The organism is Candidatus Avelusimicrobium faecicola (genome assembly GCA_900540405.1).
GTDB lineage: Bacteria > Elusimicrobiota > Elusimicrobia > Elusimicrobiales > Elusimicrobiaceae > Avelusimicrobium > Avelusimicrobium faecicola.
In genome coordinates this window covers 1-21,820 of record UQFW01000023.1, presented here as the reverse complement: position 1 = coordinate 21,820, position 21,820 = coordinate 1, and the positions used below count along the sequence as shown (strand labels likewise).

The following is a 21,820-nucleotide window of genomic DNA, read 5'->3' as shown; positions in this document are numbered from 1 at the left end:
CTCCTAATCCAAACCCGCCCCGCGTTTGGCGGCAACATTATGGCGGATATTAAATGCCCGGATTACCGGCCGCAAATGTCCACCGTTCGCCCGAACGTATTTAAGAAAGTGCTTTCCCGCCCCGGGGCGATGGCGCAAGTGGTAAATGAAGTAATTGCCGTGCCTGCCTCCGCCGGCAAAGTGCGCATTATCAGCAAACAAATGGACCCTGTTTCCGGCGGGCAAAAACTGGACGAAGCCGAAGTGGTTTTGGCCGGTGGCCGCGGGATGAAAGACAAAGCCGGGTTTGATATGTTGGAAACCATGGCGCAAGAGCTGGGCGGCACGGTGGGTGCTTCCCGCGCGGCGATTGACCTGGGCCTCAAACCCAAAGAAAAACAGGTGGGCCAATCCGGCGTGACGGTAGCCGCCAAACTTTATATTGCGTGCGGTATTTCCGGCGCGGTACAGCATATTGTGGGTATGGAACACAGCGATACGATTATCGCCGTCAATAAAGACGCCAATGCTCCTATCTTCAATGTGTGCAAATACGGTTTTGTGGGGGATGTACGCCAACTGCTTCCCAAAGTGATTGACGGCATCAAAAAAGCCAAAAACTAAACAGTTTGCCGGACTAAAAAGGAACCTCTCTTACGAGAGGTTCCTTTTTTATATATAAAACCCGGCGCAGGGCAGAGCCGGATAAACACTATATTTTTTACCGATAAAAAACCCCGGTGCAGGGTAGAACACCGGGGGGTAAGTAGGAGGATTAAAACTAAAACATTTTTTTGGCGCAACAAACGGAACCCCATACGCCGTGGGACGTGCGCCCCGCTTTTTTGAATAAGGCACACCCCGGAGTAAGGGTGCGTACAATGCGTTGGTTTTGCCTATAAATAAAAGCGGCTTCTTGCGCGGAAAGCAAAACCACATCTTGCCTTTGAGCGCGTAAGGCGGCCCGTCCGGCGGCTTGGCTGATGGATTTATCCACTCCAAAGAATAATGTTTTTAATTGGTTGTATGCTTTCATACTTATAGTCTACCGTTTTTACCGGGGCGCCGCCAGGGCCCTAGGGCCTGCCTGGCGCGGGCATTTGGGCCTAGGCGCAAACAGGTCTTTGGGCCTGTTTCCCCTATCAGGGCGCGGGAATTGCTATAATAATACAAGGTAAAGTATGTCTATATTTTCAAAACTTTTTAAGCTGTTTTTAACCGTAGTGCTGATGCCGCTGATTCCCATGGCGCTTTTACTTACTTTTTATCAAGGTAAAGTAAAAGACAGCATTTTGGGTACGCACGCCAATTTGGCGCAAATTGTGGCTTCTTCCATTAACCAACACATAGAAGACTTAGGTTGGCGCTTGGCGTTCGGGCAAAATTTGGCCGAAGCGTTGCGCGCGGGGAAAGACCCGAAACCGGTTTTGCGTACGGCCTTGACCTCCAACCCGGATTTTTTAATGCTGGCCGTATTGGATAAAAACGGCAAAGAAATGGCCCGCGTGGGTGAAAAAAGTTTTTTAGCCAAAGTGCCTAAATTGGATTTATCCCAAGACGAATTTTTGCCTATGCCGGACGAAAAAAATTTGTCCGTAAGCGGGTTTGAAGTGGTGGAGGGCCGCCCGGTGAGCGAATTTGTGACCCCACTGCCCGGCGGAAATTATCTGTACGGGATTATGAGCTTTTTTGGCCTGTTGTCCCGCGTGCAGGAGCAGTACATCGGCCGGACGGGCCAAATTTATATTGTAGGCCAGGACGGACAATTTTTTTACGGCAATAACCAGGTGCCGCTGCATATTGCGCCGGAACAAATGCAAAAACTGTTTGCCGGTAAAACCCGTTTAATTCCGTCCGTCCGGAGCCCTAAAGAGGTTTTTGTGGGGGCCTTTGCGCCTACGCCCATTTGGGGCACTTATGCGGTGGTACTCCAGCTAAAGGCCGAGGCGTTCCGCGGGCTTTATTATACCAACATTATTATTTTACTGTTTATGTTGGCGATTGCCACGCTGGCTTATTTCGGCGCGCTTACTTTTGCCGAAAGTTTGGGCGAGCCGATTAGCGCCTTGGATAAAGCCGCGCGTGAAGTGAGCCGTGGGAATTTAGACCAAAAAGTAGACGAAAATTTAGGTTGGGGGGAATTCCAAACGCTGATTGCCTCTTTCAATAAAATGACGGCGGATTTGAAAGATTACCAACTTTTGCAGGTGCAGGCCCAATTAAGCGAAATGAAAGAAAACGTGTTCCGCTCCGTCGCGCACGATTTGCGCGCGCCGCTTTTGGGGCTCCAGGGTTATTTATATATTTTATCCAGCGGCAAGGCTTCCCCGCAGGAAGAAAAAGAATACTTGCGGCTGATGGACGAGGCCGCCCGGAATTTATCCGCATTATTGGAAGATGTGTTGGATGTTTCCCGGTTGGAAGCGGGTATGCTCACCCCGCATTTGGCCCGGGTGAATTTGAAAGATTTAGCGCGCTATGCGGTGGACACCCTGTTGCCCGCGGCCAAGGAAAAGGGCCTGGAAATCACAACCACGGTGCCGGATATGTGGGTGCAGGCGGACGAAAAATTACTGCGCCGCGTGGTGGTTAATTTGGTTTCCAATGCGGTTAAATTTACACAGCAAGGTTTTGTGCGGGTGGAAGCACAGCAAACCGCCCGGGAAACGCTCCTTTCGGTGGCGGATAGCGGTATCGGGCTTACTCCGCAGGAGCAACAAACCGTTTTTCAAAAATACCGGCAAGTACATTCGGATAGCCGGGGCTACGGGTTGGGGCTGTTTATCAGCCGCCAAATTGTGCAGGCCCATGGGGGAACTTTAACGGTTTTCTCCAGGCCCGGCCAAGGCAGTGTGTTTACGCTTGCCCTGCCTAATCAGGAGGATAAATGATAGTTTTTTGGCGTCTGTTTTTAGCTTATTATATTGCCGATTTTGCCTTATACGGCAAGCGGTTTTACTGCTATGGGGAATGTCACCCCTGGAAGTTGGCGCTGGCGCGCGGCATTTTGTTTTGGGCGGCGGCCATGGTGCTGTGCCGCCTGTACTTAACCATGCCGTGGTCCTTGTGCGGAATTACAGAGGTGCCCGGCTGGGTGGCCTTGCTCCCCATGACGGCGTTTTATATATTTTCGGACGGTTGGTTCAAAATAAGCGGTACGCGCAAATTCCACAACACGCTGTCTTTTGTCTTGCACGATACATTCAACTTTTTGGTGCTTTTGTTGTGCGTGCCGTTCCATGCCTTGTATGAAACCGGCAGTTTCTTTGCCGAAAAATGGGTGATTTTTTGTGTGGGGCTGATGTTGGTCACCAAAGTATTGGGCACCTTTATTTTTTGTGTGGAAAAAGATTTATACGGCCGGGATTATCCCACGGCCGACGAACGGTGGATTATGATGATGGTGCGCGCCATTTTCTTTTTAACGGGCTTACTGCCGGGGTGGCGTTGGTTATTTTTAACGTGCGGTTGCTGGGCGTGTGTGGTGTATGCGCGCAAAATCCGGCTGATGGATGTGTCTTCTTTTGCCTTTTATTTTGGCTTTGGGGTCACTTGTTTAATCAGCTGGGCGGTGCATTGGCGCGTTTATTTGAATTGGTAGGAGAAAAAATGAATTTACAAGAAGTTAAATTTGCTTGTTTAGATACGGAAACAACCGGCTTATGCCCCAAGGAAGGCGGCAAAATTTGTGAAATTGCCGTATCCGTCACCCAAAACGGGGCCCCGGTGGAGGAATTTTCCACCCTGCTTAATCCCGGTATTCCCATGAGCCCGGCGGTGGTGGCTATCCACGGCATTACCAACGAAATGGTATCCGGCGCCCCCGCATTTGCCGATATTGCCCCGCGGCTTTTGGCCGTGTTGGACGGGTGCGTGCTGGTGGCGCACAATGCGGATTTTGACCTCAAGTTTTTACAGCATGAATTTGCCTCCTGCGGTTTGCGCCTGCCGCCCGCCCCGGTGGTGGATACGCTCAAACTGGCGCGCAAAAGCGGCAAGTTTGCCAAAAATAATTTGGGGTGCGTGGCCGAACAACTGGGCATTAACTGCCAGGGTTGGCACCGCGCCATGGCCGATACCAAAATGGCCGAACAGATTTTTTATTACTTTTTGAACCGCTTGAGCGGCCAGGGAGTAAAAACGGTAGAAAATTTGCAGCAATTTCAATATAAAAATTGGGCGGAGTTGTTATCCGCTTCTGCTATTTAAGGAGAAATAAAGGTATGAAAAAAGTTGTATTAATCATTCGTGACGGCTGGGGTGATGCCAAGCCCGGCAAGTTTAATGCGGTGTCTAATGCAAAAACACCTAATATGGACAAGTATTTGCAACAGTATCCGCATACGCAAATTGAAGCGTCCGGCGAACAAGTGGGCCTGCCCGCGGGGTATATGGGCTCGTCCGAAGTCGGCCATTTGAATATGGGCGCGGGGCGCATTGTCATCCAAGAATTAAAACGCCTGAAAGATACTATTGAAGACGGCTCTTTATTTAAGTCGGCTCCGTTTGCGGCCTGCATAGATAACTGCGTAAACAACCATAAACCCCTGCACATTATGGGGTTGGTGCAGGACGAAGGCGTCCACGCCCACCAAGACCACCTGCACGCCATTATGAAATACGCCGCCGAAAAGGGCATCAAACAAGTGTATATCCACTTTTTTGCCGACGGACGCGATACGCCGCCCAAAAGCTCTATCGGGTTTATCCGCACGTTGGAAGAAAAAATTAAAGAATACGGCGTTGGCCAAATTGCCACCATTCAGGGCCGCTATTATGCCATGGACCGCGGCGAAGATTGGAGCCTGACCGATAAAGCGTACAACTTGATTGTCCGCGCGCAGGGCTTGCACGGCTCCACCGCCGAAGAAGTGGTGGAAACGGACTACAAAACCATGCAAACGCCGGACGGCGGCCCCATGGTGGACGAATACATCCCGCCGACCGTACTGGGCGATTATAAAGGCATGGAAGCCGGTTCCAGCGTGATTTTCTTTAACTTCCGCCAAGACCGCGCCATCCAGCTTACCCGCGCGTTTATTGACGACAACTACCCGGGCAAAAACCGCGGCACCCGTGTACCGTGCGTGTATTGCGGTTTGACCAAATATTACGATTCTTTCCCGTACAATGCGTTGCCTTCCATGACGGACGGCGGCGGTATGAATCATTTGCTGGGCGAAGTGATTTCCAAAGCCGGGCTCAAGCAGTTGCGCTTGGCGGAAACGCAAAAATTCAAACATGTCACGTCTTTCTTTAACGGCAAACAAATCAAGCCGTACGAAGGCGAAGACCGCATTGAAATTAAAGGCCGCTTTGACCCCGCCACCTTTGCCGAACACCCGGAAATGGAAGCCTATATCGTCAAAGACGAGGCGCTCAAACAAATTGCCACCCAAAAGTATGACTTTATTGTCATCAACTTTGCCAACTGTGATATGGTTGGACACACCGGCAATTTTAATTCCGTAGTAAAAGCGGTGGAAACGGTGGACGAATGCACCGGCGCCGTGACCGAAGCCGCGTTGGCTAATGATTATGACGTTTTCATCACGGCCGACCACGGCAACGCGGAAGAAATGTGGGACGAAAAAATCAATATGCCCAAAACGGCGCACACCACCAACCTGGTGGATTTTGTGTACGTCAGCAAAGACCACCCCACCGCCCAAATGCAACCCACGGGCAACTTGGGGGATATTGCCGTCACCGTACTGGACGTTATGGGCCTTGCCAAGCCGGCGGATATGACGGCCCGCAGCCTGATTGCCCGCAAATAACAGCGTTTTTGTTTTAGCGCGTACCCGGGGTGCTTTTCATATCCCCGGGTTTTTTATCGGGTGCTTTCCCCAAAAAAGGCGCAAAAAAGCTACAATACCTGTATGGACGTGTATATTAAAGTAAAAGTTCACGCGGGGGAAAAGAAAAACCGGTTGGAAACCAAAGCCCCGGATGCGTTTGAAATTTGGACGAAAGCCCCGGCCGAACAGGGCCGCGCCAATGCCGCCGTGCGCGCTATGTTAGCGGAGCATTTGGGCGTGGCGGAAAACAAGCTCTCCTTAATAAAAGGGGCCACGTCGCCCGCAAAAATCTTCTTAAAACGCCCGTAATCCCCTTTTGTATTGCGCAAAAAAGGCCATTTTTGTATAATAAATAAGAGGAAAGAATTGCCGCGGCCCTTGGTGAAGCAGTGCCGGAAAGATATTCCTTAAAACCCCAGCGGGACGGAAAACGCCCCGAAGTGGTTTTTTGTACTTAACTAAAATAAACAAAAATAGTATAATCAGTATATGAGAACTTACGAAACTGTAACGATTGTGAAACCCCAACTCTCCGACGGAGAAGTGGGCGAATTCGTGACCAAAGCCAAAGAGCTTATCACGAAAAACGGTGGAGAAGTGACCAGCGAAGAAAAATTGGGCAGAAGAAAATTCACCCACGAAGTCAACCATGTTCGCGATGGTTTCTACCTCTATCTCAAATTCAAGGCAAACCCTGAATTTATCGGCACCTGGAACGAAGCAATGAAACTTAATGAAAAAGTTCTTCGCTCTATGGTGATGTTGGCTAAAGAAATTAAAGCAAAGCCGACCGTTGCTTCCAAATAAAAGGACCTTATGACGGGACAAATCAGATTACCGGAACAAAACCTGGTGCTTTTAGCGGGCAGACTCACGCGGGACCCCAATGTGGCTTTTACGCAAAAGGGCCAAGCGGTCTGCCGTTTTGATATTGCCGTGAACCGCCGCTATATGGATAACACCACCAACGAATGGAAAGACGATGTGGTTTTTGTTCCCGTAGTGGTTTGGGGCCCGACGGCAGAACGTTGTAAGGACCGGGTCAAAAAAGGCACGCCTGTCTATGTGGAAGGCCGCCTGACCAGCAGCGAATATACCGATAAAACGACCGGCCAAACCCGCCGCAGTATGCAGGTGACGGCCCGCCGGATTCAGATACTGGAGTCTAACGTTGCAGGGGCCGGCTCGTACGGTACTGCAACCCAGGGAAACGCCTCTTCCGCCGATGTTGAACCGGTGATGGAAGACGACGTCCCTTTTTAACCAAAACCCATTTAAGAGGGAAAAATAATGTCAGAAGAAATTAAAACCCCCGCTGCCAATACCGCCGCGCCTGTGGCCGCCCGCCCGGAACGCCCGGCCCGCCCGTATATGGCTAAAAAGCGCTTTGAAAGCAGAAGAAAAGTTTGCAAAGTCTGCGCGGAAAAAATTGAAAACGTAGATTACAAAAACTTTCAGTTTGTGAAATCTTTCACCATGGAAAGCGGCAAGATTCTCTCCCGCCGCATTACCGGTACTTGCGCCAAACACCAGCGCCAGATTACCAAAGCCATTAAGAGAGACCGGAATTTGGCCATTTTGCCGTATTCCTTGCCTAAGAAATAAGAAGGAGCGCAACCCATGAAAGTTATTTTGAAACAAAACGTAAAAAACTTGGGCATGACCGGCGATATTGTAGAAGTTAAACCCGGCTATGCGCGCAACTACTTGGTGCCGCACCGCTTTGCGGAATTGGCTACCGAAGGCTCTATTAAAAACTGGCAATTAGGTGCGGAACGCCGCGCCAAACGCATTGAAGCCGAATTGGCCGAAGCCCGCGCCATCGCCGAAAAACTGGCCGGTGTGGTCTTGCCGTTTACCAAAACCGTCAATAGCGACGGCGTAGTATTCGGTTCCGTAAACAAGGCGGACATCTTCAAAGCCTTGAATGCGTTGGGTCATAAAATTGCAAAAGAAGCCATTGAGCTTACTATGCCGATTAAAGCCCTGGGCGAAACCGAAGTGGGCATTTATTTGAAACCCACCGTCACCGCCAAAATTACGGTTAAAATTGACGCGCTGACCGAAGTGGCCCCGTCTATCCCGGATGCTAAACCCGCGGAAAAGACCGAAGCCGCCGCGGCCGAAGCTAAATAACAGTTCGTTAAGTTTATCACCAAGCCTGCTATCCTTTAGGATAGCAGGCTTTTTTGTGCTTTATAAAAACCTATTGAATAATTTTGTTTTTCTCATAGACTATTAGAATAATGTGGAGGGGAGCATGAAAAAAAATCTTAAAAAGAATAAGCGTGCGTTTACGCTTACGGAACTGCTTATTGTGGTTATTGTCATAGGCGTTCTGTCCGCCGTCACGCTTCCTAAATTTACCCGGGTGATAGAAAACCGGAAAGTGACGGAGGCCGAAGAAATGATGTCCGCCGTGCGCACGGAGCAAGAACGTCGCTGTGCTATGGATAAAAAGTACACCTTAAATTTTTCCAACTTATCGGACGTAGTTTCTTCCAGTGATACCAAAAACTATACATACAGTTTGCAGGCGGAAGGTGTATCTGCCACCAGCAAAAAAGGGGATTACACCTTAAAAATGCTGTCTTACCATAACGGCAGTTTTTGCTGTACGGGTGCGGATTGTGCCAAATTAAACAAAAATTACCCCAGCTGTGACGGACTAACATTTCCGTCTTCCGGCTGTGAGGGCAGCGACGGTGACGGGAACGGAGTAGGCACGGACCCGACGCCTTCTGCCTCTTGCACGGACGGCCAAGTGCGCGGGAGCCAGGTTTGTAATACCTGCGGCGTGCAAACCACGCAAGCGTGTGTGGGCGGCCGTTGGGTCAGCCAGTTGGGCGAATGTAGCAAAACGGTGGCGGAATGTGTCCCCCCGGAAACCGCCGAATGTACGGACGGAGCCGTACGCGGCAGCCAAAGTTGCAACGGTTGCGGTACGCAAACCACGCAAAAATGCGTAAGCGGCAAATGGGTTAGCCAACTGGGCGCGTGTAGCAAAACCGCGGCCGAATGTGAGCCGAAATGCGAAGGCCCCCAACCGGCAGACCAAATAAAAAATTGTGAATGTGGTATGGTAAAAGCCAGCTATTCTTGCAGTGCCGCTACCAATTATAAATGGGTATTGGGCGCGTTCCCGGCTTGCCCGGAGAAACCGCAAACAGAAACTTTGACGTGCCCGGACGGAAAGACCAAACTCACAAAAACCTACGTTTGTAAAAACGGTCAATGGAAGCCGTCTTTGGATAAAGAATGTCCTAAAACGTATGTGTGGAGTTGCAAAGATTTGGGGCATCCTTCCACTTCTGCCTGTGGCGTGACGTGCGTGGGCGGAGGGTATAGCACCGGTGCTTCGTGTTCAACACCGGGTAAGGAGTGCCGCTTGCAGAGAGACGCGAGTGATTCTTTTGGTAATCCGAATGTTAAAAAGTATCAGTGTTATTCTTGTACCTGCATAGAGGGCACCCCCACTACTTCAACGGGTTCTTCTACCGGCGGTGGCGGCAGCCAAGATGACATCATTAAACCGTGGATTCCCGGCGGAAACTCCGGCGGGTCGGGCTCAGTGGATAAATTTGATACAACGCTGAATAACGGCTACGCTCCGTTCAAACCGTAAGGATACCCTCCCCAAATACAACGGGTTATCCGCTCTTCATCTACCCCCGGGGCAAACCCCCGGGGGGTTTTATTTATCTAGCCCTATTCCTGCGCGCGCGTTTGCCGTTCAAAATTGCTACAATAATAAAAAGCCGCTTTTTTACCCGGCGGTAAAGATTTTATTTCATTTTATAAGAGGACGTATGCCTATCCCCAAAATCAGTAATTTACTGGAAGAAAAACTCCCTCCGCAGGCGTTGGATGCGGAAATGGCCGTTTTAGGCTCTATGCTGATGGAAGCCGAGGCCGTGGAACGCGCTTTGGAAATCCTCAAGCCGGAACATTTTTATAAAGATGCCCACAAAAAGATTTTTTCCGCCATGAAAGACTTGGCCGAAAAAGGCCAGGCAGTGGACTTGGTGACGGTGACAGAAGCCCTCAAAACCGCTAATTTGTTGGCTAAATTAGGGGGCGAGGTGTACCTGACTGAACTGGTGGGCAAGGTTTCCACCGCCGCCCATATAGAACATTACGCCAATATTGTATATAGAAAGGCCGTTATCCGGGAGCTTATCCGCACGTCTACCGCGCTAGTGCAAAAATGCTACCAGGAAACCGACGAGCCGCAAGAACTGCTAGACGAAGCGGCGGACTCCATTTACCGTTTGAGCCAAAAACAGCGCTTAACGGGCTTTGTATCCACCAAAGATATGGCCCCGGAAGTGCTGAATATGATTGAAAACGCCGCCAAAAATAAAAGCCCTATCCAGGGTGTTCCTACCGGGCTCACGGAGTTTGACTATAAAACAGGCGGGTTTCGTAAATCGGACTTAATTATTTTGGGCGCGCGCCCCAGCCAAGGTAAAACCGCTCTGGCGCTGAATATGGCGCATTTTGCGTGCGTGACCAAGGGCTTCCCGGTGGCGATATTTTCGCTGGAAATGGGGCGGCACTCTTTGTTTGAACGTATGTTGGGCGCCGCTTCCATGACGGAAGTAAGCAAACTGCGCAACGGCTGGTACGACCGCGCCAAATGGGGGGACCTGTTGCGCGAATACAGCCGTCTGGCCGAAGCCCCCATGTATATAGATGATACGTCCGGCATTTCCATTACGGAAATCCGCATGCGTTCGCGCCGTTTAGCCAGCGAACTGGCCAAACAAGGCAAAGAATTGGGCCTGATTATCATTGACTATTTGCAATTAATCCGCGGTTCGGGCCGCACGGAAAGCCGCCAGCAGGAAGTGTCCGAAATTTCCCGCCAGTTAAAAGATTTGGCCCGCACCTTAAATGTGCCGGTGTTGGCGCTGTCCCAGTTGAGCCGTAAGAACGAGGACAAGGGCCGCCAGGATAACAAACCGCAACTTTCCGACTTGCGCGAATCCGGCTCTATTGAACAGGATGCCGACGTGGTGGCCCTCATCCACCGTGACGGCTATTACAAGCGCGATGACCCGAATTTGAAAAATAAAGCCACGCTGATTATTGCCAAACAGCGCAACGGCCCGGTGGGGGATATTCCCTTGCACTTTATTGGGGAGTACACCCTGTTTACCAACCCCACGCCGGAAGAAATGTCCATGCCGGAGGGCATGGCGGCGGAACCCATGGTACTGCCGGAGTAAGTATGGAAAAACCGTTTTTGCGCCCCACTTGGGCGGAAGTGGATTTAACCAAGTACGAAGCCAACCTGCGCAAAGTGCGCGGTATGGTGGGGCCGGATGTTAAAATTTTGGGTATTTTGAAAGCCAATGCTTACGGCCACGGTGCCGTGGCTTTGGGTAAATTTGCCGAGGAAAAACAACTCTGCCAATTTTTTGGGGTGGCGTCCGTGGAAGAAGGTTTGGAACTCCGCGCCGCCGGCTTAAAAACTCCCATTTTGGTACTGGGCAGTATTTATCCGTTTGAGGCGTTTGAATACGCCATTAAAAACAAACTGGCCGTGACGATTGCCAGTTTGGACGCCGCGCACGCGGTGGCGGATATTGCCGCTAAGCTGGGCATTAAAGCCTTGTGCCATGTAAAGCAGGATACCGGCATGGGGCGCATTGGTACCCGCCGTGGCGGGGTAATGGCGGTTTTACAATTTTTGGCCCATAACCCGCATGTTATTTTGGACGGGCTCTATTCCCACCTTTCCAGTGCGGATTGTGACCCGGCTTATACGGAGGAGCAAATCGGCTATTTCCGCGATACGCTAACCAATGTGCGCTTGCACGGCATACACATCAACCAATGCCATTTATGCGCCACGCCGGGGCTTATCCACCGGCCGGATATGGTTTTGGATATGGTGCGCCCCGGCCATGCGGAACTGGGGTTGGAAGACGGCTTTGAGCCCATTATGTCGCTCAAAACGCGCATTGTGTATGTAAAAGACGTAGCGGCCGGAGCAAGCATTAGCTATGGGCGCAGTTTTATTTGCCCCAAACCCATGAAAATTGCCACCATTCCGTTAGGGTATGGGGACGGATTTTTGCGGGCGCTATCCAACAAGGCGGAAGTGTTAGTGCGCGGCAAACGCTGCCGCGTATTGGGCAACGTGACGATGGATATGACCATGCTGGATATTACCGCCGTGCCGGAGGCCCGCGTGGGGGATGAAGTAGTGGTGGTAGGCCGGCAGGGGCAAGAACAAGTGCGCTTTGCGGATTTGGCCCGCTTGGCCGGAACCATTGATTACGAATTAACCACCTTGCTGATGCCGCGGGTGCCGAGGTTTTATAAAAAGTAATGTTTACATATATCGGTAAAAAAGTAGATAATTTACTGGCCCAACTGGGCGGTGCGGCGGCGATGGTCCGCTCCGTACTGTTTTGGTTGGGGCGCTCCCGCTTTGAGTTTGACCAAGCCGTCCGCCAAAGCGTGAGTATCGGGGTGGATTCTTTCGGCGTGACGGCGCTGACCAGTTTGTTTACCGGCATGGTACTGGCCCTGCAAGCGGGCAACACCATTGGCAACATCTTCGGCGAGCCGATTTTTGTGGGTACGATTGTATCTTTTTCACTCATCCGTGAACTGGGCCCCGTATTGACCGGCGTGGTGGTTTCCGGCCGGGCGGGGGCGGCGGTCACGGCGCAAATCGGCACCATGGCGGTCACGGACCAACTGGACGCGCTTTATACGTTGGGCACCAACCCTATCCGCTATTTGGTGATTCCGCGCCTGTTTGCCTTTTTGCTCACCATGCCGGTACTGACGGTTTTTTCCAACGTGTTTGGGGTACTCGGCGGGTATTTGGTGGCCGTCTATGCGCTAGGCGTGCCGGGGGAAGTGTATTTTTCGGACATTACAACTTTTATGGCCGTGCCGGATTTTATGCACGGGTTTATAAAATCTTTCATTTTTGCGTTTATGATTGCTACCGTGTGCTGTTATAAAGGTATCAGCACCCGCGGCGGCGCGGAGGGCGTGGGAAAATCCACCACCGGCGCCGTAGTGACAACCATTGTGCTGATTTTGGTGCTGGATTACTTTTTAACCGCTATTTTAACCGCGTTCGGGATTTAAGATGATAGAAATTAAAAATCTTCAAAAAAGTTTTGGCCCTAAACAGGTGTTAAAAAACGTCAACTTGCAAATAGAAGACGGCCAAGTGCTTTGCATTTTGGGCGGCTCCGGCTGCGGCAAAAGCACGCTGATTAAATGTTTAATGCGGTTGGAAGAAGCCGACGGCGGGCAAATTTTGGTAGACGGTAAAGACGTCACCAAAATCCATAGCGAGGTAAAACTGGCCTCTATCCGCCGCCATTTTGGGTATTTGTTCCAGGAGGGCGCTTTGTTTGACTCCATGAGCGTGGGGGAAAACGTGGCCTTCGGGCTTAAATATCTAACCGACGTGCCGGAAGCGGATTATCCGAATGTTGTAAAAGAAAAATTGGCGTTAGTGGGCTTAAAAGATGTGGAACACCTAAACCCCAGCGAGCTTTCCGGCGGTATGAAAAAGCGCGTGGCCCTGGCGCGCGTACTGGCCGTAAGCCCCAAATGTATTTTGTATGATGAACCGACGACCGGGCTGGACCCGATTATGTCGGATATTATCAGCGATTTGATTTTGGATTTGAAACATAAATTGCATGTCACTTCCGTAGTAATTACGCACGATATGCACTCCGCTTTTAAGATAGCGGACAAAATTGCTTTCTTGTATGAAGGCCGCGTTTTGTTGGAAGGCACCCCGGACGAATTTAACCGTACCGACAACCCCTATGTAAAACAGTTTGTCAGCGGCAGCAGCCACGGGCCTATCCAAATGAAATTAACCAAGGACTAATTAAAAAAACGCCTGCTTGCGGGCAGATAAACAGTTATTATGTAATAAGGAACCAAAAATTATGAAACCAGAAACAAAATTAGGCATTTTTACGGTAATCGGGTTGTTTGTATTGGGGTTTTCGCTCTATTTCCTGGGCGGATTTTCCATTACGCGCACCTATGATGTAAACATCAAATTTCAGGACGTTTCCGGCCTGCCCGTCAAAGCGGCGGTTAAACTTTCCGGCGTGGAAGTGGGTAAAGTAAAAGCTATTAAAATAGAAAACGGACAAGTGATTGTGGTGGCCGCCATTAACGAGGGCGTCCCCTTGTATAAAGACACCCATTTTAGCGTGGTAATGACGGGTATTATCGGTTCCAAATACTTAAAAGCGGAGCAAGGTTCGGCCGCTTCCGGCTTAATTACCAACGGGGAATATGTAAACGGCACAGACGAACTGCCCATGGACGTAATGATTACGCAAACCATGTCCAGCGTAAAAGAATTGGTGGACAGCGTCAACAAGCAGGGGGAATTCGGCCGCAACTTAAACGACGCCTTGGCTGATGTACGGCGGCTTTCGGCCAATTTGAACCAAATGGTTTCCACCATGCGGCCGTATTTAACCAATTCCGTGCAGAATTTGGACCAAATCAGCGAACAGCTTAAAGGCGTGGTAGCCAAAGCCGATAACGTAATGACCAGTTTGGATAACGGCGACGGCGTAATAGGCAGTTTGATTAAAGACCCGCAAATGAAGCAAGACGTAAAAGACAGCGTGACGGACTTAAAACAAACCATGACGGAAGTAAAAACTTTTGTGGGCAAAATGAGCCGTTTTCGCATTTATTGGGATTATGACTTTTTCTATATGCCGCAAGCCCAAGTAGCCAGCAGTGACCTGGCGTTGGAAATCTTCCCCTCCAGCGGTTTTACGTTCTACCGCGCGGGTATGGCCAACATCGGCAACGAGGACGACAAACTGGACTCCAAAGACTATTTGGAACGCAATAAACTGGACTTGCGCTTTGGGCTTTACAACCGTTGGGCGCGCGTATCGGCGGGGATGATTCGCGGCGCGGGCGGCGTGGCTATGGAATTGCGCCCGTTCTATGAACACGAATTTTTCAACCGCTTTACATTTACGGGGGAACTGTCCGATTGGGGCCGCGACCGCGTGATTAATCACCGCCAGTTTAACAAACCGAACTTAACCTATGGGGTGGACTTTAGGTTCAACCGCTATTTCTCCATGGGCGCGTGGATGCGCGACGCGTTGGAAACCAACGAGTTTTCCGTCAAAGCGAACCTGTCGTTTAACGACCAGGATATTTCGTCTTTCTTTGGTTTGGCCACCATGGCCCGGTAGGAGCGTTATGAAATTTAAGACGGTTTTTGTCTGCCAAAAATGCGGGTATGAAGCCCCCAAATGGTCGGGCCAATGCCCGGAATGTGGGGAATGGAACACGTTGGCGGAAGAAGTAAAACAGCAGGAAAGCAAAAAGCCCCAACGCACCCGGAGTTTTACGGATTTTTCGTCCGAAATTATAAAACTTTCCGATAGCCGCTCCGTGCCGGAAACCCGTATTCCCACCGGCATTGGGGAGTTTGACCGGCTGTTGGGCGGCGGATTGGTAAAAGGCCAAATTACGCTGTTGGCCGGGGCGCCCGGTATTGGCAAAAGTACGCTTATGCTCCAGGTGGCGGCGGCGCTTTCCAAAACCTTAAAAGTATTGTATATCTCCGGCGAAGAAAGCATCAGCCAAATTTCCGGCCGCGCCCAACGCCTGGGCGTAGGGAGCGAAAACATTTATTTGCATTGTGAAACGGACATCCAAAAAATTGTGGAATCCGTGGAGCAGGTGGCGCCGGATGTGTTAGTGTTGGATTCTATCCAAACGGTGTATCACCCGGAGTTTACTTCTTCGGCGGGCACCGTCGGCCAAGTGCGCGAATGTGCCAGCGAACTGGTGCGCTTGTGCAAACCCAAAGGCATTATTACGTTTGTGCTGGGCCATGTGACGAAAGACGGCGAACTGGCCGGCCCCAAAGTGTTGGAACACATGGTGGATAGCGTGCTCTATTTTGATACGGAAAAAGACAACGTACTGCGCTTGCTCCGCCCGCACAAAAACCGTTTCGGCTCCACCGGGGAAATCGGCCTTTTCAAAATGACGGGCAGCGGTTTGGAAGGGGTGGAAAATGCCAGCGAGTATTTTGCGCAAACGTCTAAAGAGCGTGCCCTTAAAGGGCGGGCGTATTCCTTGGCGTTAGAGGGTAGCCGCCCGCTACTTACGGAAGTGCAGGCGTTAGTCAGCCCCACGCATTACCCGTATCCGCGCCGCGTGACGACGGGGGTGGATTTGAACCGCTGTTTAATGTTGTTTGCCGCCTTGGAAAAACATATCGGCCTGCCTTTAGATAATAAAGATATTTTTGTCAGTTTGGCGGGCGGCGTTAAGCTAAAAGACCCCGCGTTAGATTTAGCCGTATGCGCGGCGGTAATTAGCTCTTGCAAGGAAATCCCCATCGCGCACGATAGCCTGTTTATGGCGGAAGTAGGCATTTTGGGGCAGGCGGCTAAAGTGCCGCTGTTGGACCGCCGTTTGGAAGAAGCCCGCCGTTTGGGGTTCAAAAAAGCCTACACGGCCGCTTTATCCCGCACGGAAAAACGCAACCTGAAAGATTTGACAGTGCTGGAACTGGCAGACTTGAACGATTTAGCCCTCAAATTGCGTTAAAAAGAACCGGCCTTGTGCCGGTTTTTTGCGGTCCGGGGGAATAAACGGCGTTTTTCTTCATAAAAAACAGCATAAAACGTCGGTAAAGTGCTAAAATGTAAATATATATCTACGGGTTGCTGTTTTTACCCTAATTTTATTGGAGGCCTTATGCCTATTTGGATTTTTAGAATATCCACGTTAGTTGCGTTCCCATTCCTTACATATAATTTTATAGATAAAGATTGGATGAGCCTGCTGGGCGGCTTGTTGTGTAGCGCCATTGTGCTGGCTGGCGAGGTGCTTTTTAAGCGCTTGCGTTTAATTAAAATTATGATTGCATGTACTGGGCTGTTATTGGGGTATATGCTGTATGTATTTTTTGATTACGGCCTGATGAAATTTGCCAACGATACCGTTGCCAACTTTTGGGGCAATTATGAAGCCAAAATAGAAATTGCCCTTTTGGTGTTCGGCGTATTGGCCAGCATTTTTAAGGCGCGGGATTTGGAAGGGCTTTCCTACCGCGGTAGCCATTTGAAAGTGGCCGATTTATCCGCCCTGTTGGACGGGCGCATTGTGGATTTGTGCGAAATCAACTTTTTATCCGGCATTATTGTATTGCCTGTGTTTGTGATGGACGCACTCAACAAAATGGCGGCCAGTAAAGACCCGTTGGAACGCGCCAGAGGCCGCCGCGGTTTGGACGTTGCCACCCGCTTGCAAGAGCTGAAAGAAATCGGCGTGCGCTTAACCAGCCGCGCCCCCAAAGCGGATACGCCCGAAGAACGCATTGTAAAACTGGCTAAAAGTTTGGATGCGGAAGTCGTCACGCTGGATTTTAACATCAATAAAGTAGGTGCTTTGTATGACGTCACGGTCTTAAACGTGGCCGATTTGGCTACCGCCTTAAAACCGGTGGTCCTGCCCGGGGAAACCATGTCTTTGTTCATTATGAAAGACGGTAAAGAAAAAGAACAGGGCATCGGCTATTTGGACGACGGCACGATGGTAGTGGTGGAAGACGGCCGCAAATATATCGGCAAGCGGGCGGAAGTATCCGTGTATTCCATTTTGCAAACGTCTTCCGGCCGGATGATTTTTGCGAAAACAAAATAAAATTTATGGATAAAAACAAGACGGGTTTTGCGTCAGCGGTCATTGTGGCGGGGGGAAGCGGTACCCGGATGGGGCGCCCCAAGCAAATGTTGCCTCTGGGCGGGGAACCCGTCCTTTTTCACACCGTGCGCGCATTTTTAGCCGCGCCGCAAATCGGGCAAGTGGTGGTTGTCACTCCGCCGGAAAATCAAGCGGCGTTGGCGGCTGAATTTGAGGGCTTAACTTTTGCGCTTCCCGGTTCCACCCGGTTGGAATCGGTCATAAACGGCGTACAAAAAACGGCGCCGCAGGCCCAAGTGGTGGCCGTGCATGACGGCGCCCGCCCGCTGGTAAAGCCGGAACTGATTGGCCGCTGTGTGCAAGAGGCGCTCACCCATGGGGCCGCGCTGTTGGCGGTGCCTGTGAAAGACACCATTAAAGTATGCGCGGGCCATACCGTGCAAAACACGCCGGAGCGCGGCACGCTGTGGGCGGCACAGACCCCCCAATGCTACCGCCGGGCGGTGCTAGTGGAAGCGTTGGAAAAGTTCGGCTCCCAAAAGGACGCTACGGACGAATCCCAACTGGTAGAAAAACTGGGGGTGGCGGTGCATGTTGTACCGTCGGACTATACCAATTTCAAAATCACCACGCCGGAAGATTTAATTTTTGCCGAGGCACTTATGCAAGAAAATTTTATATACCGTACGGGTTTCGGGTTTGATTTGCACCGCCTGGAACCGGGGATTAAAATGTTTATGGGCGGGGCGGAAATCCCGCATACGAAAGGTTTTCAGGGCCATAGCGACGGAGATTTAGTCCTCCACGCTATTTGTGATGCTATTTTAGGCGCCTTGTGCGAGGGGGAAATAGGCATTTTGTTCCCGCCCACGGACCCCACCATTAAAGGCATTTCCAGCGTGGAAATTGCCCGCAAAGTGTTGGAAATTGTGCGCCGCCGCCAGGCGGAAATCGTTCATATAGACGCCACCATTATCACGCAGGAGCCCAAAATTAAACCGCATTACGACACCGTGCGCAATTCTTTAGCCCGCGTGTTTGGTATGGACGTAAAAAACGTCAGTTTCAAATCTAAAAGTCATGAACACGTCGGCGAAATCGGCCGCGGGGAAGCCGCTATGTGCCAAGCCGTCGCCACGTTAAAAATAAGGAGTTAGTAAAATGAATGTAAGAGTTTTTACCTTTTTAGTATTAGCCGTGGGGTTAGCCGCTTGTGCCGGAACCGGGGATTACCGTTCCAAAAAAACCATCCGCCAAGGGCTTGATTACGGGATGTATACGGATTACGAAACCGCTACCCAATTCCCCACCGGGCCGTTGGATGCCCCCAGTGTTTTGGACGGCTCCTACGTTGCGCCGGAGGCCGATTTAACGCAGCCGCAAGCCCCTTCGCAAGAAGAAGATTTTACGGCGGAACTGCCTTCCGGCTCGTACAGCACTTACGGCGACGTGGCCATTCCGGTAGCCAGCAAAAAATTCCGTTTGGGGGCCTCGGCCACGCAAAAGGAAATGGGCTACTTCCAGCGCGCGTTGGACCAAGCATACAGCCGGGCATTGCGTTCGTACCGCCCCACCGGGTTTACTTATTCCGTTTCCGGCGTGGGGTCCGTTAATCCGCTTTCCGATATAGAGGTAAGCTGTATGCTGTCCGAAGACTCCGCCAACAGTGTAGGCCAAAAAACCTGCAAATTATTTTTCCAAGAAATCGGGCTTGCTTATGCCCAATTATTACAAGAGGCCAACTGATATGCAGTTATATAATACCGCCAGTCATCATAAAGACGAATTTACCCCGCAAAACCCACAGGAAGTGACTATGTACTGCTGCGGGCCGACCGTGTATAACTATGCGCACATCGGTAATTTGCGCACTTATATTTTTGAAGATTTATTGGCCCGCACTATCCGCCTGCACTATCCGCTCAAACACGTTATGAACGTGACGGACGTGGGGCATTTAGTGTCCGACCAAGACTCTGGCGAAGACAAAATGGAAGTTGCCACCCAACGCGAAGGCAAAAGCGCGTGGGATATTGCCAAATTTTACGAAGAAAAATTCTGGGCCGATTACGACTCTTTACACTGCACGCGGCCCACGGTCGTCTGCCGCGCCACCCAACATATAAAAGAGATGATTGCACTGGTAAAAAAACTGGAAGAAAAAGGCTATACATACCGCACCAGTGACGGTATTTATTACGATACTTCCAAATTTGCCCGCTATGACGCGCTTGTCGGCCATGCCCGCATTAGCGGCTTGCAAGGCGGCGCGCGGGTGGAAATGAGCGACGAAAAACGCAACCCGACGGATTTTGCCTTGTGGAAGTTCTCCCCGACGGATAAAAAGCGCCAAATGGAATGGGATAGCCCGTGGGGGGTCGGTTTCCCGGGGTGGCATATTGAATGTTCCGCTATGGCTATGAAATACCTGGGCGACACGCTGGATATCCACTGCGGCGGGATTGACCACGTCACCATTCACCACACCAACGAAATCGCCCAGAGCGAAGCCGCCACCGGCAAAAAATACGTCAATTATTGGGTGCATGGGGAATTTTTGATTTTGCGCTCCGGCAAAATGTCCAAATCCGCCGGAACTTTTGTGACGGTGCAAACCTTGCGGGATAAAGGCTACGAGCCTTTGGCCTACCGCTATTTGTGCTTAACGGCCCATTACCGCACACAATTAGAATTTACTTTTGAAAGTTTAGATTCCGCCGTAAAAAGTTTAGAAAACCTGCGCGCGTTGTGCCGCCAGGCCAAAGCGGCCGCCAACGGCGCCGTGCAGGACAGCCCCGCCGCCCAAGCGTGGAAAGCCAAATTTTCCGCCGCTATGGAAGACGACCTCAACGCCCCCCGGGCGTTGGCCGTGGCGTGGGAAACGGCCCGCAGTGCGGAGCTTTCCGCGGCGGAAAAGGTAGCTGTTTTGCAATTTGCCGATAGTATTTTGGCATTGGATTTGTTTAAGGAAAAACAAACGGCCCCGGTGGAAATTCCCCCGGCCGTGCAAGATTTACTGGCCGCCCGCGCCGCCGCCCGCGCCGCCAAGGATTATAAAAAATCCGACGAACTGCGCAGCGAAATCGCCAAGCTGGGCTACCAGGTAAAAGATACGCCGCAAGGCCAAAAAGCGGAGAAAATATAATATGAACATAAACCAAGTACCTGCCGAGTTTTTGCGCCGCCTGCCCAAGGCGGATTTGCACGTTCACCTGGATGGTTCGTTGCGCCTGTCCACGCTGATTGAATTAGCCAAAAAGGAAGGAGTGGAACTCCCTGCCTATACGGAAGAAGGGCTCCGCGAACTGGTGTTTAAGGACAAGTACGCCTCTTTGGTGGAATATTTGAAAGGCTTTGGCTATACGGGCGCCGTCATGCAGAACGCCGCCAATATAGAGCGCGTAGCGTACGAGCTGGCGCAAGATTCCATCGCCGAGGGCGTGCGGTATTTGGAAGTCCGTTTTGCCCCGCAGCTCCACGCAAACGACAAACTTTCCGCGCAGGATTCCGTGCGCGCCGTGGCCCGCGGATTAAAACGCGCCCAGGACGAACACAATAACAGCGCGGCCGTCAAAAAAGGGGAAGATTTAGAGTTTTACTTTGGCATTTTGGCGTGTGCCATGCGCAATTTTAACGAGTTTATGTCCCCTTATTATGCCATGCTGATTAAGGCGTTGGCGCAATCTAAAAAAGAAGAAATTTTCAGTATTGCCTCTTTAGAACTTGCCAAAATGGTGGTGCGTTTGGTAAAAGAAGAACACCTGCCCATTGTGGGGTTTGACTTGGCCGGGGAAGAAGCCGGCTACCCCGCCTCGGACCATTTGGCCGCCTATCACTATGTGCATAAAAACTTTATGCGCAAAACGGTACACTCCGGCGAAGCCTACGGGCCGGAATCTATCTTCCAGGCCATTACGGACTGCTACGCCAACCGCATTGGGCACGGCACGCATTTGTTTTCTACCGATATGATTAAGGACCGCAAAGTAAAAGACAAACAAGCGTATGTGGATAGTTTGGCAAACTATATTGCCAGCGAACGCATTGGGGTAGAAGTGTGCCTGACCAGCAATTTACAAACCTTGCCGGAAATAAAATCCGTCAAAGAACATCCGGTCAAAGAAATGATTAAACGCGGCCTGCCCATTAGCATTAATACGGATAACCGCTTGGTGTCCAACACCACCGTCACCAAAGAACTGGAACTGTTGGTGCGCAATATAGACTTGACCCCCAAAGAGCTTAAAAATGTGGTGATTGCCGGGTTTAAGGGGGCGTTTTTCCCGGGGAGTTATGTGGAGAAACGGAAGTTTATCAGGAAAGTGATTGATAGGTATAAC

The 21,820-nt window shown here is 50.9% G+C and carries 23 protein-coding genes; 22 read left to right on the top strand and 1 reads right to left on the bottom strand.

The window, feature by feature from the left end; genetic code table 11:
- A partial coding sequence (locus tag ACQY18_RS03445; protein WP_428038866.1) for an electron transfer flavoprotein subunit alpha/FixB family protein occupies positions 1–603 on the top strand: 603 nt, incomplete at its 5' end.
- A gap of 157 nt (positions 604–760) precedes the next feature.
- Here the strand turns inward: ACQY18_RS03445 and ACQY18_RS03440 are convergent.
- Entirely contained in the window at positions 761–1,015 is a 255-nt protein-coding gene (locus ACQY18_RS03440) for a hypothetical protein (protein ID WP_176777123.1), read from the bottom strand.
- 145 nt (positions 1,016–1,160) lie between these two features.
- Here ACQY18_RS03440 and ACQY18_RS03435 point away from each other — a divergent pair, with 145 nt between their 5' ends.
- The 21 genes from ACQY18_RS03435 to ACQY18_RS03335 form a co-directional block, all read left to right on the top strand.
- On the top strand, positions 1,161–2,870 hold the full coding sequence (locus ACQY18_RS03435) for a sensor histidine kinase (protein ID WP_428038865.1): 1,710 nt from the start codon (positions 1,161–1,163) through the stop codon (positions 2,868–2,870).
- Entirely contained in the window at positions 2,867–3,580 is a 714-nt protein-coding gene (locus ACQY18_RS03430; protein WP_428038864.1) for a hypothetical protein, read from the top strand. The genes ACQY18_RS03435 and ACQY18_RS03430 overlap by 4 nt, the downstream gene beginning before the upstream one ends.
- Positions 3,581–3,588: 8 nt before the next feature.
- Complete coding sequence (locus ACQY18_RS03425; RefSeq protein ID WP_428038863.1) at positions 3,589–4,188, top strand: 3'-5' exonuclease; 600 nt, start codon at positions 3,589–3,591, stop codon at positions 4,186–4,188.
- 14 nt (positions 4,189–4,202) lie between these two features.
- Positions 4,203–5,759 carry a 2,3-bisphosphoglycerate-independent phosphoglycerate mutase gene (gene gpmI / locus ACQY18_RS03420; protein WP_176777127.1) on the top strand — a complete coding sequence of 519 codons (1,557 nt, stop codon included), beginning with the start codon at positions 4,203–4,205 and terminating at the stop codon, positions 5,757–5,759.
- A 102-nt stretch (positions 5,760–5,861) separates the two neighbouring features.
- Positions 5,862–6,089, top strand: a complete 228-nt coding sequence (locus ACQY18_RS03415; RefSeq protein ID WP_428038862.1) for a DUF167 domain-containing protein — start codon at positions 5,862–5,864, stop codon at positions 6,087–6,089.
- A 180-nt stretch (positions 6,090–6,269) separates the two neighbouring features.
- Positions 6,270–6,587, top strand: a complete 318-nt coding sequence (gene rpsF / locus ACQY18_RS03410; RefSeq protein ID WP_176777129.1) for a 30S ribosomal protein S6 — start codon at positions 6,270–6,272, stop codon at positions 6,585–6,587.
- Between the two features lie 9 nt (positions 6,588–6,596).
- Positions 6,597–7,043 carry a single-stranded DNA-binding protein gene (locus ACQY18_RS03405; RefSeq protein ID WP_176777130.1) on the top strand — a complete coding sequence of 149 codons (447 nt, stop codon included), beginning with the start codon at positions 6,597–6,599 and terminating at the stop codon, positions 7,041–7,043.
- A 27-nt stretch (positions 7,044–7,070) separates the two neighbouring features.
- Positions 7,071–7,385, top strand: a complete 315-nt coding sequence (rpsR, locus tag ACQY18_RS03400) for a 30S ribosomal protein S18 (RefSeq protein WP_176777131.1) — start codon at positions 7,071–7,073, stop codon at positions 7,383–7,385.
- 15 nt (positions 7,386–7,400) lie between these two features.
- Positions 7,401–7,916 carry a 50S ribosomal protein L9 gene (gene rplI / locus ACQY18_RS03395; RefSeq protein WP_176777132.1) on the top strand — a complete coding sequence of 172 codons (516 nt, stop codon included), beginning with the start codon at positions 7,401–7,403 and terminating at the stop codon, positions 7,914–7,916.
- Between the two features lie 124 nt (positions 7,917–8,040).
- A complete protein-coding gene (locus ACQY18_RS03390) occupies positions 8,041–9,405 on the top strand; it encodes a type IV pilin protein (RefSeq protein ID WP_428038861.1) in 1,365 nt (454 codons plus the stop codon).
- Positions 9,406–9,604: 199 nt separating this feature from the next.
- Positions 9,605–11,011, top strand: coding sequence for a replicative DNA helicase (gene dnaB / locus ACQY18_RS03385; RefSeq protein ID WP_176777201.1), 1,407 nt, complete (start codon positions 9,605–9,607; stop codon positions 11,009–11,011).
- Positions 11,012–11,013: 2 nt separating this feature from the next.
- Positions 11,014–12,120, top strand: coding sequence for an alanine racemase (gene alr / locus ACQY18_RS03380; RefSeq protein WP_428038860.1), 1,107 nt, complete (start codon positions 11,014–11,016; stop codon positions 12,118–12,120).
- On the top strand, positions 12,120–12,896 hold the full coding sequence (locus tag ACQY18_RS03375) for an MlaE family ABC transporter permease (RefSeq protein ID WP_428038859.1): 777 nt from the start codon (positions 12,120–12,122) through the stop codon (positions 12,894–12,896). The genes alr and ACQY18_RS03375 overlap by 1 nt, the downstream gene beginning before the upstream one ends.
- A gap of 1 nt (position 12,897) precedes the next feature.
- Positions 12,898–13,659: an ABC transporter ATP-binding protein gene (locus tag ACQY18_RS03370; RefSeq protein ID WP_428038858.1), complete on the top strand. Its 762-nt coding sequence runs from the start codon at positions 12,898–12,900 to the stop codon at positions 13,657–13,659.
- Positions 13,660–13,720: 61 nt separating this feature from the next.
- Positions 13,721–15,010 carry an MlaD family protein gene (locus ACQY18_RS03365; RefSeq protein WP_428038857.1) on the top strand — a complete coding sequence of 430 codons (1,290 nt, stop codon included), beginning with the start codon at positions 13,721–13,723 and terminating at the stop codon, positions 15,008–15,010.
- A gap of 7 nt (positions 15,011–15,017) precedes the next feature.
- Positions 15,018–16,382 (top strand): DNA repair protein RadA, encoded by a 1,365-nt coding sequence (gene radA / locus ACQY18_RS03360; RefSeq protein WP_428038856.1) that lies wholly within the window; start codon positions 15,018–15,020, stop codon positions 16,380–16,382.
- Between the two features lie 150 nt (positions 16,383–16,532).
- Positions 16,533–17,480, top strand: coding sequence for a PIN/TRAM domain-containing protein (locus ACQY18_RS03355; protein WP_428038855.1), 948 nt, complete (start codon positions 16,533–16,535; stop codon positions 17,478–17,480).
- A gap of 5 nt (positions 17,481–17,485) precedes the next feature.
- Positions 17,486–18,637, top strand: coding sequence for a 2-C-methyl-D-erythritol 4-phosphate cytidylyltransferase (ispD, locus tag ACQY18_RS03350; RefSeq protein WP_428038854.1), 1,152 nt, complete (start codon positions 17,486–17,488; stop codon positions 18,635–18,637).
- Positions 18,638–18,641: 4 nt separating this feature from the next.
- Positions 18,642–19,226, top strand: a complete 585-nt coding sequence (locus ACQY18_RS03345; protein WP_176777141.1) for a hypothetical protein — start codon at positions 18,642–18,644, stop codon at positions 19,224–19,226.
- A 1-nt stretch (position 19,227) separates the two neighbouring features.
- Positions 19,228–20,625, top strand: coding sequence for a cysteine--tRNA ligase (gene cysS, locus ACQY18_RS03340; protein WP_428038853.1), 1,398 nt, complete (start codon positions 19,228–19,230; stop codon positions 20,623–20,625).
- 1 nt (position 20,626) lies between these two features.
- The coding region (locus ACQY18_RS03335) for an adenosine deaminase family protein (RefSeq protein WP_428038852.1) at positions 20,627–21,820 on the top strand (1,194 nt) is incomplete at its 3' end.